Source organism: Actinomadura sp. ATCC 39365, assembly GCF_054392275.1.
The window spans coordinates 2,408,458-2,423,086 of record NZ_CP184335.1 but is presented as its reverse complement, the minus strand read 5'-3'; the positions used below and the strand labels follow the sequence as shown (position 1 = coordinate 2,423,086).

The following is a 14,629-nucleotide window of genomic DNA, read 5'->3' as shown; positions in this document are numbered from 1 at the left end:
CTGATAGTAAACTACCTTTCTTACCAAGCGGGGGCGGGCATCTTCTGAGAGGACGAAGTGTGATGCACCGAGCTTGGCGACTCATCCCCGCGGCGGCGGTCCTGCTGGCCGCCGCCTGCGGGACCAGCACCACCGGCACGACCACCACCACCACTCAGGCCGAGGGGACGTCGAAGGGCGGGACGATCGCCCTGTTCCTCCCCGAATCCAAGACCACCCGGTACGAAGCCTTCGACCGCCCGCTGTTCGAGGCCAAGGTCAAGGCGTTGTGCCCCGACTGCAAGGTGATCTACGGCAACGCCGAGCAGGACGCGGCCAAACAACAACAACAGGTCGAGGCCGCGCTCACCCAGGACGCCGACGTGCTCGTCCTGGACGCCGTGGACGCCAACGCGGTCGCGCCCCTGGTCAACCAGGCCAGACAGAAGAAGGTCCCGGTGGTCGCCTACGACCGGCTGATCTCGGGGATCGACTACGCCTACTACGTCTCGTTCAACAACGTACGGGTGGGCGAGATGCAGGGCCAGGCGCTGCTCGACGCCATGAACGCCAAGGGCACCACGGCCAAGGGCCAGATCGTGATGATCCACGGCTCGCCCACCGACCCCAGCTCGGCCGACTACAAGAAGGGCGCCAAGAGCGTCCTGGACGGCAAGGTCAGGGTCGGCAGGGAGTTCGACACCCCCGACTGGAGCCCCGACAAGGCGCAGCAGCAGATGGAGCAGGCGATCACCGCCATCGGCAGGGACCAGATCGTCGGCGTGCTGTCGGCCAACGACGGCATGGCGGGCGGCGCCATCGCGGCCATGAAGCGCGCCGGCTACAAGGAGCTGCCGCCCATCACCGGGCAGGACGCCGAGCTGGCCGCCGTGCAGCGCATCCTCACCGGCGAGCAGTACATGACCATCTACCTGGACATCAGGAGGGAGGCGGAGAAGGCGGCCGAGCTGGCCGTCGCCCTGACCAGGGGTGAGCAGCCCGCCGCCACCTCCAAGATGAACAACGGCACGGCCGACATCCCGGCCTTCCTCCTCGACCCCATCGCGGTCACCGCCGACAAGATCAAGGACACCATCGTGAAGGACGGGTTCTACCAGGCAGACCAGATCTGCACGGCCGAGGTCAAGGCCGCCTGCGCGAAGGCGGGCATCGAGTAGATGATCGCGGCGACCGGGATCTCCAAACGGTACGGAGCGGTGCGGGCGCTCGACGGGGCAGGGCTGGAGCTGCGTCCCGGCGAGGTCGTGGCGCTCATGGGCGACAACGGCGCGGGCAAGTCGACGCTGGTCAAGACCATCTCCGGCGCGGTTTTGCCGGACGAGGGCGAGATCACGGTGGACGGCGTGCCGGTGCGCGTCGCCACCCCGCACGACGCGCAGGCGCTCGGCATCTCGACCGTCTACCAGGACCTCGCGCTCTGCGAGAACCTCGACGTCGTGGCCAACCTGTTCCTCGGCGCCGAACGCCGCCGCTGGTCGGTGCTGCGCCACCTGAGCATGGAACGCGCGACCCGCGACCTGCTCGCCCAGCTCGACGTGCGCATCGGCGACATCAGGGTGCCGGTGTCGACGTTGTCGGGCGGCCAGCGGCAGTCGGTGGCCATCGCCAGGGCGCTGCTCGGCGAGCCCCGGCTGGTCATCCTGGACGAGCCGACCGCCGCGCTCGGCGTCGAGCAGACGGCCCAGGTGCTGGCGCTGATCCGGCGGTTGCGCGAGCGCGGGCTCGCGGTGCTGGTCATCTCGCACAACCTCGCCGACGTGCACGAGGTGAGCGACCGGGTGGTGGTGCTGCGTCTCGGGCGCAACGCCGGTGAGTTCCGTACGGCCGAGGCCTCCCGCGAGGAGATCGTGGCCGCGATCACAGGAGCGGGCGAATGACGGCGATGCCGATCACGGTGACCGGACGGCTGCGCCACGGAGAGGCCGGCGCCTGGCCGGTGGTCGGCGGCCTGGTGGCGATCACGATCGTGTTCAGCACGCTCAACGAGCGTTTCCTGTCGCCCGAGAACCTCACCAACCTGGCACTCCAGATGGCCGCCACGGGCACGATCGCGCTCGGCGTCATCATGGTGCTGCTGCTCGGCGAGATCGACCTGTCGGCCGGCTCGGTCAGCGGCCTGTGCGCCACGATCATGACGATCGCCCACGTCAAGCAGGGCTGGAACGCCCTGCTCGCCATCCTGCTGGCGCTGGCGGCCGGCGCGGCGATCGGGCTGCTGCACGGGCTCATGCTGACCAAGCTGCGGATGCCGTCGTTCGTGGTCACGCTGGCCGGGCTGATGGGCTGGCTCGGGCTGCTGCTCTACCTGCTGCGGCAGGGCGGGACGATCAACCTGCCGTTCAACGGGTTCATCTCGGGGCTGAGCGACACCTGGCTGCCGGGGTGGCTGTCCTGGGCGCTGGTGGTCGTGCTGGCGGGCGGTCACGCCGGGGTCGCCACGCTGGCCAGGCGGGCGCGGGTGGCCGCCGGGCTGCCCGTGGCGCCGGCGTGGCAGATCCCCGTGACGGCGGGCGGGCTGGCGGTCGTGCTCGGCGCGGCGGTGGCGGTCATGTCGGCCGACCGGGGCGTGCCGCTGCTGCTGGTGCTCTTCGGCGCGCTGGTGGTCCTGCTCGACCTGGTGCTGCGGCACACCGCGTTCGGCCGCCACCTGTACGCCGTCGGCGGCAACGCCGAGGCCGCCAGGCGCGCGGGCATCAACGTGACCAGGATCAGGATCCTGGCGTTCGTGCTGGCCTCGACGCTGGCGGCGGCGGGCGGCGTGCTGGCCGCCAGCCGGCTGTCGGCGGTCAACCAGGGGTCGGGCGGGAGCGACATCCTGCTCATGGCCATCGCCACGGCGGTCATCGGCGGCACGTCCCTGTTCGGCGGACGGGGACGGGCCTACGCCGCGCTGCTCGGGGTGCTGGTCATCCAGTCGATCACCAACGGCATGTTCCTGCTGAGCGTGGACTCCTCCGTCCGGTTCATGGTGACGGCCGGCGTGCTGGCCCTGGCGGTGGCGATCGACTCGCTGGCCCGCAGGGGCGCCGCGCGGTGAGCCGGGTCCTGGGCATCGACGTCGGCGGGACCAAGGTCGCGATCGGGGTCTCGGGCTCGGACGGGCCCGTGGTCGCCGGACGCACCCGGCTGGAGACCGGGCCGGACACGCTCGTCCGGGCCCTCGCCGCCGCCCGCGCCCTGGACGCGCGTCCGGCCGCGGTCGGCTTCTCGACCTGCGGGGTGATCAGGGACGGCGTGGTGCGCCTGGCGCCGAACGTGCCCGGCTGGGAGGGGCTGGAGCTGCCCAGGCTGCTGCGCGAGGAGTTCGGCGCGACACCGGTGGCCATCGACAACGACGTGAACGCGGCGGCGGCTGCCGAGCTGCGGTGGGGCGCGCTGCGCGGCGTCTCCACGGGCGTCTACCTCAACCTCGGCACCGGCCTGGCGGCGGCCCTGGTGGTCGGCGGCCGGGTGGTGCCCGGCGCGCACGGCGCGGCGGGCGAGATCGGCTACCTCCAGGTCACGCCGGGGCAGGCGGCCTTCGCCGACGGGCGGGTGCCGCTGGAGGAACTGGTCTCCGGCGCGGGGCTGGCGGCCAGGGGCGGCGCGCTGCTCGGCCGCGCGACCACGGCGGAGGAGGTGCTCGCCGCGCGTTCCGGACCGCTGGCGGAGCTGGTGGCGCAGGCGCTGTCGGTGCTGACCATGACCGTGGCGAACCTGTGCGTCACCCTCGACCCCGAGGTGCTGGTCGTGGGCGGCGGCATGATGGGCGCGGCCGGGCTGATCGTGCCCAGGCTGGCCGGGGAGGTGCGGCGCGCCGTGCCGTTCCCGCCGGAGATCCGGCCCGGCCGGTTCACGGACGACGCGCCGCTGCTCGGCGCGCTCGCCTCGGCCCACGCCGCGGCGCGGGCCTGAGGACGGCGCTACCGGGCGGAGTTCTGGGGGGCGCCGCCGTTGTCCCTGCGGTCCAGGGCGGTCTGCAGGGCCTCGGCGGCCTCGTTCTCGTTCTCTTCGGTACGGTTCCAGGCGTACATCTCGTACATGTCGCTCATCTCGTTTCGCTGGCGCGTTCCAGAAAAGGGGGCGTCGGACCCCGGTCGCGAATCCGACCGGGCCTGCTCTCGCGGGTCCGGGTCACGGACCGGGCGAAGGGAAGGGACTGACCGGCCGACGGCATCACCACTCACCGCGGCGGGTCGTCGGCCTGCCCTAACAGGCCCCGCCGCGGCAGGTAATGAGTACGAGAACCTGGCGCATTTCCACCAACGGTACCCGGCGGCTGTTTCGCTGTCTCGTTGGATGTCCTACTATCTCGCATTCTGAGACAAGAAAAAGGCCGCCACCCGGAACGGTCCAGGTGACGGCCTTCCCCCGGATCGGGGGCTCAGTCCTCAGGTCGCGAGGTCAGTCCTCCAGGTCGACCGAACGGCCGCTCTCGGCGCCGATCTCGGCCGCGATCTGGTCGATCACGGCGGCCGGGATGGCCGAGTCGACGGTCAGCGCGATGAGCGCCTTGCCGCCCTTGACGTCGCGGGCCACCTGCATCGAGGCGATGTTCACGCCGGCCTCGCCGAGCAGCCGGCCGACCACGCCGACGACGCCGGGACGGTCGGTGTAGGTGAAGAAGGACAGGTGGGCCGTCGGCTCGATCTCCATCTCGTAGCCGTTGACCTCGACGATCTTCGTGATCTGCCGGGGGCCGGACAGCGTGCCGGAGACCGAGATCTGGCGGCCGTCGGCGAGCACGCCGCGTACGGTCACCACGTTGCGCCAGTCGGGGCTCTCGGAGCTGGTCACCAGCTCCACGCTGATGCCCCGCTCCTTGGCCAGCAGCGGCGCGTTGACGTACGTGACCTGCTCCTCGATCACGTCGGCGAACACGCCCTTGAGCGCGGCCAGCTCGATGACCCGCACGTCCTGGGAGGCGATCTCGCCGCGGACCTCGACGTCGAGCTTGGTGGCGACCTCGCCGGCCAGGGCGGTGAACACCCGGCCCAGCTTCTCGGCCAGCGGCAGGCCCGGCTTGACGTCCTCGGCCACCGCGCCGCCCTGGACGTTGACCGCGTCGGGCACGAACTCGCCCGCCAGCGCCAGCTTCACGCTCCGCGCGACCTGCGTGCCGGCCTTCTCCTGAGCCTCGTGGGTGGAGGCGCCGAGGTGCGGCGTGGCGACGACCTGGTCCAGCTCGAACAGGGGGCTGTCGGTGCACGGCTCCTTGGCGAACACGTCGAGGCCGGCGCCCGCGACGCGGCCCTCCTTGATCGCCGAGTAGAGCGCGCCCTCGTCCACGATGCCGCCGCGGGCCACGTTGATGATCCGCACGGACGGCTTGACCTCGTGCAGCTCCTTGTCGCCGATGAGCCCGAGGGTCTCCTTCGACTTCGGCAGGTGCACGGTGATGAAGTCGGCCTGCTTGAGCACCTCTTCGAGGCTGAGCAGCTTGACGCCCATCTGCGCGGCGCGGGCCGGCGGCAGGTAGGGGTCGTAGGCGATCAGCTCGACGCCGAACGGCTGGAGCCGCTGGGCCACGAGCTGGCCGATCTTGCCGAGGCCGAGGATGCCGACGACCTTCTCGTCCAGCTCGACGCCGGTGTACTTGGAGCGCTTCCACTCCCCGTTCTTCAGCGCGGCGTGGGCCTGGGCGGTGTTGCGGGCGCTGGCCAGGATGAGCGCGATGGTCTGCTCGGCGGCGCTGGTGATGTTGGAGGTCGGCGCGTTGACGACCATGACACCGGCCTTGGTGGCGGCCTCGACGTCGACGTTGTCGAGGCCGACGCCGGCGCGGGCGACCACGCGCAGCTTCGGCGCGGCGGCGATGGCCTCGGCGTCGACCTGCGTGGCGGAGCGCACGATCAGGGCGTCCACGTCGGCGAGGGCGGGCAGAAGCTGGGAACGGTCCGCTCCGTCGGTGTGGCGGACCTCGAAATCAGCGCCGAGCACGGCGAGGCCGGCCTCGGACAGCTCCTCTGCGACCAGAACGACGGGCTTGTTCACAGGCGTGGATCCTTAGGGGCATGCGGCGGGCTGGAGGGACACGTCGCTGGGCCCCTCGGATCCCTCAGAGTCTATCCGCGCTTGTGAACGCGTTCACGAGGGACCCACGATTTGAGACGGCCCCGCTCGGCGTCGCGACACCCTGGACGCGGCTCCGGTACCCAGGCGGCAGCAAAGTCATCCACTCTGCACACATCTTTGTCTTGATCGGGGGATTTGTTGGCCATTAGCCTGATAAGCCGTGGCCGACTACCTATGGTTCGTCATATGAGCATCGGGAATCCTGCGCTTGCCGACGTGCTCGCACAGCATGGCACGCCCCATCGCCTGCTGGCGGCCCTCGCCGACGGTGGAGTCCTGGTGGCAGTGCGACCAGATCGATCGGTCGTCCTTGGGACGACCCAGGCGGGTGACCGGGTTCTGCTCGGGTACACCAGCCCTACGACCTACGCCAGGCACCGCGGCAGCCATTCCCTCTCGGTGTGCGACGCCGACACCATCCTGGACATCCAGCGCGTCACCGGCGTGCCGGAGATCGTGATCGACGCCGCGGGCCCCGCAGCCGCGGCCGTGCCCATCGACGATCTCCAGCGCTTCCTCACCGGCACGCGCTCGGGGCCCACGCCCGTGCTGTCGGGGGCGGTGCCCGCCGCCTACGCGACCGGCGCCATGGCCACCGTCTCGCGCGTGCCCTCGCTGGCGCAGGTGGCCCCGCCCGCCCCGCAGGCGCCCGCGCTGCCGTGGGTCCCCGCGCCCCGGCCCCACCTGTCGGGGCCGATGCAGCAGGTGGACCCCGGCTACCGCAGGTGCACGCACCCGATCCTGCCGGCGCTGCGGCAGGCCATCGCGCAACTGCTGGCCGACTTCCCGCTCGTGCACCACGTGTGGATCTCCGAGGCCGGCACCGCGTCCGGGGCGACCGGGATCATGCTGCACGTCAAGGTGCACATGTCGGCCGCCGAGGACGTCGTCCGCGACCTGCACCGCCTGGTACGCGCCCGCCTGCCGCAGTTCGCGGCCAGCGGCGCGCCGATCCTCATGGCCAGGGTCGCCGACGCGCGCAGCGAGCGCCGGATGATCGAGATCGGCGCGCACGTGGTCTGCGCCGACGTGCGCGAGTAGCCGGCGTACGGGAGCGACCCGGTGGGGCCCGGGAAACTGGGCCCTACCGAACAAGCCCTCGCTCGGCTTGAATGGGCCTCATGATCACATCGCCGGTGAGCGCGCCCACGGTCTCCAGGGGCGTGCGCCTCGGCTACGGCGTGGGCTCTTTCTGCACGGCCACGGTCAGCGCCGTGCCCGGCCTGCTCCTGCTCTACTACATGACCAACTTCCTGGCCGTGCCCGCGTGGCTGGCCGGCGTGGTGGTCACCGCGCCCAAGGTCTGGGACCTGATCATCAACCCGCTGGTCGGCCGCTGGTCGGACCGGACCGTCTCGCGGATGGGGCCGCGCCGCCCCTGGTTGCTGGCCGGGTCGCTGACGCTGCCCGTCGCGTTCTTCCTCGTCTTCGCCGGGCCGCCGCTGACCGGGGTGCCGGCCGCCCTGTACGTCGGGCTGTGCTTCATGGCGACGGCGACCGCGTACGCGCTGTACGAGGTGCCGTACAAGGCCATGCCCGGCGAGATGACCCACGACTACCACGAGCGCACCTCGCTGCTGCAGTGGCGAATGATCTTCATCGGCGCGGCCACCGCGATCAGCGGCGTGCTGGCCCCGATGATCGCCACCGGCCAGGGCGAGGAGGGCACGCTCGGCAGCTACCGGCTGATGGGCCTGACGATCGCCCTCATCCTGCTGGCCTCGATGCTCGGCTCGTTCTTCGGCACCGCCCGCGCCCCCATGACCGGGGCGCCGGAGGCCGACCACGGCGGGTGGCGCGAGCAGTTCGCGGCGATCAGGGGGAACCGGGCGTTCCTGTGGCTGACCGTCATGGCCTGCCTGCAGATGCTCGCCGTCAGCATGATGCTGGCCGCGGCGCCGTACTTCGCGTCGTACACGCTGGGGTCGCCGAAGAGCACGCAGACGCTCTTCGCCGCGCTGGTCGGGCCGATGCTGCTGACCATGCCGCTGTGGGTGTGGCTGGCCCGGCGCTTCGACAAGCGCGGCGCGATGATCCTGGCCGCGCTGCTGTTCGGCGGCGGCACCGCGGCGGCCATGGCGACCCCGCTGTTCGGCCCCCTGTACGCCCACCTGACCATCCTGCTCGTCGGCATCGGCATCGCCGGGGTCGAGCTCATGCTGTTCTCGATGCTGGCCGACGTGGTCGCCGCGGACGCCGCCGAGTCGGGCAAGCGGCGGGCCGGCGTGCTGACCGGGCTGTGGACGGCCATCGAGAGCGGCGTCAGCTCGTTCGGCGCGCTGATCTTCGGGATCATCCTGTCGATCGGCGGGTTCGTCGAGTCCGACGCGAGCACGCCCGTCCAGCAGCCGGACAGCGCCGTGACCGCGGTCCTCATCGGGCAGACCGCGGTCCCGGCGCTGATCATCTTCCTGTCCGTGCTGGTGACGCTGCGGTATCGGCTCAGGCCACCCGACGGGCCAGCACCAGGCGCGTCCGGGTGAACAGACCGGCCACCAGGGCCGCGACGAGCGGCAGACCCACCACGACCGCGGCCAGGAACAGCCAGGGGACGTCGATCACCGAACCCTCCATGCCGCCGTTCTGGCCGAACTCGCCTCTCCTTTGCATCGGCCAGGTCAGCGCGAGGCCGCCGACCACACCTCCGACGAGGCCGACCACCGCGCCCAGGCCCGCGATGTAGGCGGCCTGGGCGGCCACCACCAGCCTGCGCACCCGGGGCGCCGCGCCGATCGCCGACAGGTTGTTCAGGTCGGGGCGCATGTCGGCCGCCGCCAGCCCGGTGGCCGCGAACGTGCCCCCGAGCACGAGGATCAGCGCCGCGCCGAGCAACAGCATAAGGACGGAGGCGCGTTCCTCTCCCTCCTCCCGCTCGGAGTAGAGGTACATGTCGCTGTCCAGCTCGCCCCGCAGGTCGGCCTCCATGCGCCGCTCGTCCTGCGACAGGGACGCGACGTAGAGCGACCGCTCGACCGTGCCGATCCCCGCCTTGGCCAGCGCCTGCGGCGGGATCACGGCGCCCGTCTGGAGGGCGTCGGCGCCGCTCGACACCACGGCCGGCACCCGGAAGGTCCGGGAAGTCGAAGTGCCGTTCGAGTCCCAGGGTTCCGAGGTCACCTCGATCATGCCGTCACGCACCGAGTGCGGGCTGAACGCCACGGCCTTGCCCGCCGCCAGCGCGGCGGCCGCCTGCGGGTCCCGGCGTTTCTGGAGGAAGGCGAGCAGGTCGGCCCCACCGATCGGAGTACGGCCGTAGAACCGGTGTAGGCAGGACTCGCAATTCATGGTCACGGTCAGCAGCAGGAGCCCGCCCTTGTTGTTCGTCGCCTCCTGTCCGGTTGCGACCTCCGCCCCGGGGAACCGGGCCCGGACGGCGTCCTTCAGCCGGGCCCACTGCTGGTCGTCCATCCCCGTGGTGCCGCCGACCACCGTGGTGCCCAACGGGAACACCGAGAAGTTGTTCTCCTTCTGGGAGGTGTACGTGCTGCTGGTGGCGATGCCGATCGCGACCGCCCCCATGGTGGCCGCCATGACGGCGGCGGTGGCCGAGGCCGTACGGACGCGGTGACGCGCGGCGTCGCGCACGGACAGGCGCAGCGGCAGCGGCAGCCGGGCGGCGATCCGCGAGGTGGCCTGGACCAGCCACGGCATCAACGCCACCATGCCGAGCACGCACGGCACGAAGGCCGCGGTCATCGTCACCGGGCCCCTGGTCATGGCGTATCCGATCGCGCCCAGCCCGGCCGTCACCAGCACGATCCCGAGCAGGGGGCGCCGGGCGCGCCCGCGGACCTCCGCGGCCCGGCCGGCCAGGACCTGCGCGGTGTTCTGGCGGCTGGCCTGCACCGCCGGCACGATCGCCGCGATCAGCCCGCTGACCAGGCCGAGCGCCGCCACACCGAGTACCGGCAGCCACGGCACGTCGACCGGCCCGTGCGACCAGTCCAGCTCCCTGGCCGCGATCGACTCGACCAGCAGGCCCGGACCGATGCCGAGGACGACCCCGAGCACCGCCGCCGCGCCGCCGAGCACCAGGCCGTCGGCCAGCACGATCACGCGCAGGTGCCGGGCCGACCCACCCTGCGCGGAGATCACCGCCAGCTCCCTGCGCCGCCGCCGCAGCCCCACGGCGAACGCCGGCCCGGCCAGCAGCGCGGTCTCCATGACGACGAGCACGATCACCACGCCGAGCTGGACCAGCTCGCGCGGGTCGTTCCAGATCTGGTGGGAGCCGTCACCCGTGTGGGCGTCGAGCACCGCGCGGGAGGCGACGCCGAGGCCCGCCTTGTTGAGCTGCCGCACCTTCGACCGCGTGACCGGGCCGGAGGTGTCGGCGAGCCAGCCGCTGCTGTTGCCGTCGTTCTGGCGGTTGAGCAGGCCCTCCGGCAGGGCGGCCAGCTCCAGGATGCCGGGCCGGTTGGGGTTCTCGGCGACGCCGACCACCTTCACGGCGCGGTCCGGCCGCCGCACGGTGAGCGTGTCGCCCACCCGGACGCCCAGGTCGGCCATCTTCGGCGAGATCGCCACCTCGCCGGGCGCGGCGGCGTAGCGGCCCTGCTCCAGGGTGCGCATCCCGGCCGTCATGGGGTCGCGCAGATCGACCTCCACGACGTCCGCCTGGTTGAAGCCGTCGGGCAGCCGGACGTTGACCTGGCTCGTCTGGTAGCGCAGCAGGCGGCCGGGGAGCAGCGCGTTGATCTCCGTGGTCGTCCACGGCCGCGGCGAACCGCTGATCTCCGGCTGGTACGCGGAGTCACCGCTGTAGTCCTGCCGGACCGGGGTGCGGAACGGGAAGGTGATCAGGCGGGCGTCGGCCGCCCCTAAGCGCGTGACCGCCCGCTCCTTCGGGGTGAGACTGGTCGTGGCGGCGCCGGTGAGCACCGCCGTGATCACCAGGACGGGCAGGCCGATCATCACCATGATCAGGGCGCTGCGGCCCTTGAAGCGCGACGCGTCCCTGCGGGAGATCCGCAGGGCGGCGAGGAAGGCGCTCATCGGGAGCTCTCCATCCGCATCGCCGACGCCTCCGCGATCAGGCCGTCCCGCAGGTAGACCACCCGGTCCGCCCAGGCCGCGTAGCGCGGCTCGTGGGTGACCAGCAGCACCGCCGCGCCCTCGTCGCAGCGGTTGCGCAGCAGGTGCAGGATCTCGTCGCCGGTGGCCGTGTCGAGCGCGCCGGTCGGCTCGTCGGCCAGCAGCAGCCGCCGCTCGCCGACCAGTGCCCTGGCGATGGCCACGCGCTGGCGCTGGCCGCCGGACAGTTCCTCGGGAAACCGGTCGGCGATCTGGTCGACGCCCACGTCGGCCAGGACGGCCAGCGCCTCCCGGCGGGCCTGGCCGGCGCGGACGCCGTCCAGTTCCCTGGGCAGCATCACGTTCTCGGCGGCCGTCAGGGACGGGATCAGGTTGAGGTCCTGGAAGACGTACCCGACGCTGCCGCGTCGCAGCGCGGCCAGGTCGCGGACCTCGGCCAGGTCGCGGCCCTCGATCCGGACCGTGCCCGTCGTGGGCCGGTCGAGGCCGCCGGCCAGGTTGAGCAGGGTCGACTTCCCCGAGCCCGACGGGCCCATGACCGCGACGAGCTCACCTTGTGCCACCTCCAGGCTCACGCCGCGCAGGGCGTGCACCGGCCGTGCTCGCGGGTCACGTCCCGCAGCTCCACCACAGTCATTGGTTCTTCTCCTTGACAACGGCCTCGCAGTGGTCGAGCCAGCGCTGCTCGGCCTCGGCCTTGAAGATCATCGATTCCAGGACGAGCCGCTGGGCGAGGCCGTCACCGGCGGCCCTCTTGGCCCTGGTCAGGTCCTGGAGCGTACGCATGGTCGCCATCCGCTGGGCCAGGATGACCGCGCCCACGTCCACGTCGGTGGCGGCGACGGCCATCGCGATCTTGATGGCTAGTTCGTCCCGAGGCCGGTCGGAGTGGTCGACGGGGGTGCTGAACCATCGCTCCAGTTCCTCCCGACCGGCCTCGGTGATCGTGTAGACGGCCCTGCCCTGCTCGTCGGCTCCGCCCGGCGCCACCAGGCCGTCACGTTCCAGGCGGGCGAGCGTCGTGTAGACCTGGCCGATGTTGAGCGGCCAGGTCGCCCCCGTCGACGCCTCGAACTCCACCCGGAGCTGGTAGCCGTAGCGCGGTGCGCTGCTCAGCAGGGCGAGCAGTCCGTGTCTGATCGACATGGATACTGAGTATGCATACTGAGTATGTCCATCGCAACTGATCCGCGTATTCTGGACACGGAACGCCGTTCAGGCCGATACTCGGGACATGAGCTCCACCCAACCGCCGTTCCGCGCCTCCGACGGGGAACGCGACCGTGCGATCGACGAGCTCAAGCACCGGGCCGTGGAGGGCCGGATCTCCCACGACACCTTCGTCGGCCGGGTCGACCAGGCGCTGCGGGCGCGCAACCAGCACGAGCTCGACGAACTGGTCGCCGACCTGCCGCGGCGGCCCACGATCAGGCAGCGGCTGACGGACGCGGTCTCGTCGGTGTCGGAGCTCACCACCCGGCTGCAGGCGGCCTGGCGGCGGCCGCGGCTGCCCCGGCTGGCGCTGCCGGACGACGACCGGCTGCGTTACGTCGTGGGCCGGGGGTCGGCCTGCGACCTCGTCCTGGCGGACCTGACGGTGTCGCGCGTGCACGCCGAGCTGCGGCGGGAGGGCGACGGCGGCTGGATGCTGGTCGATCTCGGCTCGCTCAACGGCACCCGGCTCAACGGGTGGCGGCTGGTGGGGCCCGTCCGGGTCAAGTCGGGCGACGAGATCTCCTTCGGCGACTGCGGCTTCCTCGTCGCCTCAGGTCAACCCTCCTCCTGACCCCTCCTCCGCCCCTGCACCCCCGTGCCGGACGCGCCGAGTCGGCTCCAGAAATACGGATATTTGCGGATTACACGGCGACTGCGCTGATTCATGCTCACATGCGATCCCCCAGTCCCTTGGAGACCACATGCGGCGCACCTCAGCCTCCCTCCTCGCGGGCACGCTCGTCGCGGCACTCGCGTGGGCGTCCGGCCCCTCCACACCGGCGGTCGCCCTCGGCCCCTCCCCCGGCGTGGCCGACCTGACCCAGGACATCAACCAGATCCTCGGCGACTCCAGGCTCACGATCGCCAGGGCGGGCGTCGTCGTGAAGAGCGCCGCGAACGGCGAGCAGCTCTACGCCACCGACGCCGGCAAGCTCATGACCCCGGCGTCCAACACCAAGCTGTTCACCTCGGCGGCGGCGGTGGAGACGCTCGGCCTGGACTACCGCTTCCCGACCACCGTGCTGAACGCCGGCCGCAAGGTCGGCTCGGTGCTCACCGGCGACCTCGTGCTACGCGGCACCGGCGACCCGACCATGCTCGCCGAGGACTACGACGCGCTGGCGGCCAAGGTCGCGGCGGCCGGCGTCAAGGTCGTCACGGGCAAGCTGATCGCCGACGACACCTGGTTCGACGGCCAGCGACTCGGCACCGACTGGGCCTGGGACGACGAGACCGCCTACTACGCGGCGCCGATCTCCGCACTGACCGCCTCCCCCGACCGCGACTACGACGCCGGCTCGGTGATCGTCTCGGTCGAGGCGGACGGCGGCCAGGTCAAGGTCTCGACCACCCCGGCGACCGACTACCTGAAGATCGTCAACAAGGCCACCGTGGGCGCCGAGACCGACGTGCTCATCGAGCGGCAGCACGGCACGCGGACGGTCGTGATCACCGGCACGGTCGCCGACCCGTACCAGGAGTGGGTGGCCGTGGACGACCCCACGGCGTACGTGTCCTCGCTGTTCCGCAAGGCGCTGGCCGCGCACGGCGTACGGGTGCTCGGGCCGACGGCGACGGGCGCGGCTCCCGCCGGGGCGGCCGAGCTGGCCAGGCACGACTCGATGCCCCTGAGCGAGCTGCTGGTGCCGTTCCTGAAGCTGAGCAACAACATGCACGCCGAGATCCTCACCAAGGCCATGGGCCGCAAGGCCGCGAACCAGGGCACATGGTCGGCCGGGCTGAAGGTCGCCACGGACTTCGCGAAGGCCAACGGCGCCCAGGTGATCAACATGCGGGACGGCTCGGGGTTGTCGCGCCGCGACGGCTTCTCGCCGGACTCGATCGTCCAGCTGCTGACCGCCGTACGGACCAAGCCGTGGTTCAGCACCTGGTACGAGGCCCTGCCCATCGCCGGCAACGCCGACCGTTTCACCGGCGGCACGCTGCGCAGCCGGATGCGGAACACCCCCGCGGCCAACAACGTGCACGCCAAGACGGGCTCGCTGACCGGCGTGACCTCGCTGTCCGGCTACGTGACCAGCGCCGAGGGCGAGCCGCTGGTCTTCTCGATCATGCTGAACCAGTACCTGTCCGGCTCGCCGAAGGACATCGAGGACAAGATCGCCGTACGGCTCGCCCAGTTCTCGCGGGCGACGGCGACCGACGTCACCGCCCAGCTCAAGGCCGCCGACCAGGGCCCGGCGGGCGACCTGGAGTGCTCGTGGCTGAAGCCGGCCCAGTGCTGACGAACCGATGACGACCTCGGCGGCCCTCCGGACGTCCGGCGGGCCGCCGTTCGCCTGGCTCGACAGGACGGTCATCACGA

Annotated in this window: 13 protein-coding genes; 8 read left to right on the top strand and 5 right to left on the bottom strand. The window is 71.6% G+C overall.

What is annotated here, in order from left to right; genetic code table 11:
* The first annotated feature begins 62 nt into the window (after positions 1-62).
* Genes ACNF49_RS12170 through ACNF49_RS12155 form a run of 4 tightly spaced genes read left to right on the top strand, consistent with a single transcriptional unit; the run spans position 63 to position 3,894 of the window.
* The gene (locus ACNF49_RS12170) at positions 63-1,157 is read left to right on the top strand and encodes a sugar ABC transporter substrate-binding protein (RefSeq protein ID WP_482945517.1); all 1,095 of its coding nucleotides are present in this window, start codon (positions 63-65) and stop codon (positions 1,155-1,157) included.
* Positions 1,158-1,877: an ATP-binding cassette domain-containing protein gene (locus tag ACNF49_RS12165; RefSeq protein ID WP_482943718.1), complete on the top strand. Its 720-nt coding sequence runs from the start codon at positions 1,158-1,160 to the stop codon at positions 1,875-1,877. It begins immediately after the preceding gene.
* Complete coding sequence (locus ACNF49_RS12160) at positions 1,874-3,037, top strand: sugar ABC transporter permease (protein ID WP_482943717.1); 1,164 nt, start codon at positions 1,874-1,876, stop codon at positions 3,035-3,037. Before ACNF49_RS12165 ends, ACNF49_RS12160 begins: the two co-directional genes overlap by 4 nt.
* A complete protein-coding gene (locus tag ACNF49_RS12155) occupies positions 3,034-3,894 on the top strand; it encodes an ROK family protein (RefSeq protein WP_482943716.1) in 861 nt (286 codons plus the stop codon). Before ACNF49_RS12160 ends, ACNF49_RS12155 begins: the two co-directional genes overlap by 4 nt.
* 8 nt (positions 3,895-3,902) lie before the next feature.
* On the opposite strand, the gene ACNF49_RS12150 is transcribed toward ACNF49_RS12155, so the two are convergent.
* Together ACNF49_RS12150 and serA are read right to left on the bottom strand one after the other, a co-directional pair.
* The gene (locus tag ACNF49_RS12150; protein WP_352318996.1) at positions 3,903-4,031 is read right to left on the bottom strand and encodes a hypothetical protein; all 129 of its coding nucleotides are present in this window, start codon (positions 4,029-4,031) and stop codon (positions 3,903-3,905) included.
* A 352-nt stretch (positions 4,032-4,383) separates the two neighbouring features.
* On the bottom strand, positions 4,384-5,973 hold the full coding sequence (gene serA, locus ACNF49_RS12145) for a phosphoglycerate dehydrogenase (RefSeq protein ID WP_357973210.1): 1,590 nt from the start codon (positions 5,971-5,973) through the stop codon (positions 4,384-4,386).
* A gap of 297 nt (positions 5,974-6,270) precedes the next feature.
* Here serA and ACNF49_RS12140 point away from each other — a divergent pair, with 297 nt between their 5' ends.
* Together ACNF49_RS12140 and ACNF49_RS12135 are read left to right on the top strand one after the other, a co-directional pair.
* Positions 6,271-7,095 carry a hypothetical protein gene (locus ACNF49_RS12140; RefSeq protein WP_357973213.1) on the top strand — a complete coding sequence of 275 codons (825 nt, stop codon included), beginning with the start codon at positions 6,271-6,273 and terminating at the stop codon, positions 7,093-7,095.
* Positions 7,096-7,175: 80 nt separating this feature from the next.
* Complete coding sequence (locus tag ACNF49_RS12135) at positions 7,176-8,537, top strand: MFS transporter (protein ID WP_357973216.1); 1,362 nt, start codon at positions 7,176-7,178, stop codon at positions 8,535-8,537.
* On the opposite strand, the gene ACNF49_RS12130 is transcribed toward ACNF49_RS12135, so the two are convergent.
* Genes ACNF49_RS12130 through ACNF49_RS12120 form a run of 3 tightly spaced genes read right to left on the bottom strand, consistent with a single transcriptional unit; the run spans position 8,497 to position 12,234 of the window.
* Entirely contained in the window at positions 8,497-11,049 is a 2,553-nt protein-coding gene (locus ACNF49_RS12130; protein WP_482943715.1) for an ABC transporter permease, read from the bottom strand. The genes ACNF49_RS12135 and ACNF49_RS12130 overlap by 41 nt on opposite strands.
* Complete coding sequence (locus tag ACNF49_RS12125) at positions 11,046-11,663, bottom strand: ABC transporter ATP-binding protein (RefSeq protein WP_482943714.1); 618 nt, start codon at positions 11,661-11,663, stop codon at positions 11,046-11,048. Before ACNF49_RS12125 ends, ACNF49_RS12130 begins: the two co-directional genes overlap by 4 nt.
* A gap of 58 nt (positions 11,664-11,721) precedes the next feature.
* Positions 11,722-12,234, bottom strand: coding sequence for a PadR family transcriptional regulator (locus tag ACNF49_RS12120; protein ID WP_352318985.1), 513 nt, complete (start codon positions 12,232-12,234; stop codon positions 11,722-11,724).
* 88 nt (positions 12,235-12,322) lie between these two features.
* On the opposite strand from ACNF49_RS12120, the gene ACNF49_RS12115 reads away from it, so the two are divergent.
* Complete coding sequence (locus tag ACNF49_RS12115; RefSeq protein WP_482943713.1) at positions 12,323-12,874, top strand: FHA domain-containing protein; 552 nt, start codon at positions 12,323-12,325, stop codon at positions 12,872-12,874.
* 130 nt (positions 12,875-13,004) lie between these two features.
* On the top strand, positions 13,005-14,549 hold the full coding sequence (dacB, locus tag ACNF49_RS12110; protein WP_482943712.1) for a D-alanyl-D-alanine carboxypeptidase/D-alanyl-D-alanine endopeptidase: 1,545 nt from the start codon (positions 13,005-13,007) through the stop codon (positions 14,547-14,549).
* Positions 14,550-14,629: the final 80 nt, after the last annotated feature.

Excerpts from the sequence above, each read along its gene's own strand:
- ACNF49_RS12150 (WP_352318996.1), bottom strand. The coding sequence starts at position 4,031 with ATGAGCGACATGTACGAGATGTACGCCTGGAACCGTACCGAAGAGAAC.
- ACNF49_RS12170 (WP_482945517.1), top strand. The coding sequence starts at position 63 with ATGCACCGAGCTTGGCGACTCATCCCCGCGGCGGCGGTCCTGCTGGCC.
- dacB (WP_482943712.1), top strand. The coding sequence starts at position 13,005 with ATGCGGCGCACCTCAGCCTCCCTCCTCGCGGGCACGCTCGTCGCGGCA.
- ACNF49_RS12120 (WP_352318985.1), bottom strand. The coding sequence starts at position 12,234 with ATGTCGATCAGACACGGACTGCTCGCCCTGCTGAGCAGCGCACCGCGC.
- ACNF49_RS12135 (WP_357973216.1), top strand. The coding sequence starts at position 7,176 with ATGATCACATCGCCGGTGAGCGCGCCCACGGTCTCCAGGGGCGTGCGC.
- ACNF49_RS12115 (WP_482943713.1), top strand. The coding sequence starts at position 12,323 with ATGAGCTCCACCCAACCGCCGTTCCGCGCCTCCGACGGGGAACGCGAC.
- ACNF49_RS12130 (WP_482943715.1), bottom strand. The coding sequence starts at position 11,049 with ATGAGCGCCTTCCTCGCCGCCCTGCGGATCTCCCGCAGGGACGCGTCG.
- ACNF49_RS12165 (WP_482943718.1), top strand. The coding sequence starts at position 1,158 with ATGATCGCGGCGACCGGGATCTCCAAACGGTACGGAGCGGTGCGGGCG.
- ACNF49_RS12160 (WP_482943717.1), top strand. The coding sequence starts at position 1,874 with ATGACGGCGATGCCGATCACGGTGACCGGACGGCTGCGCCACGGAGAG.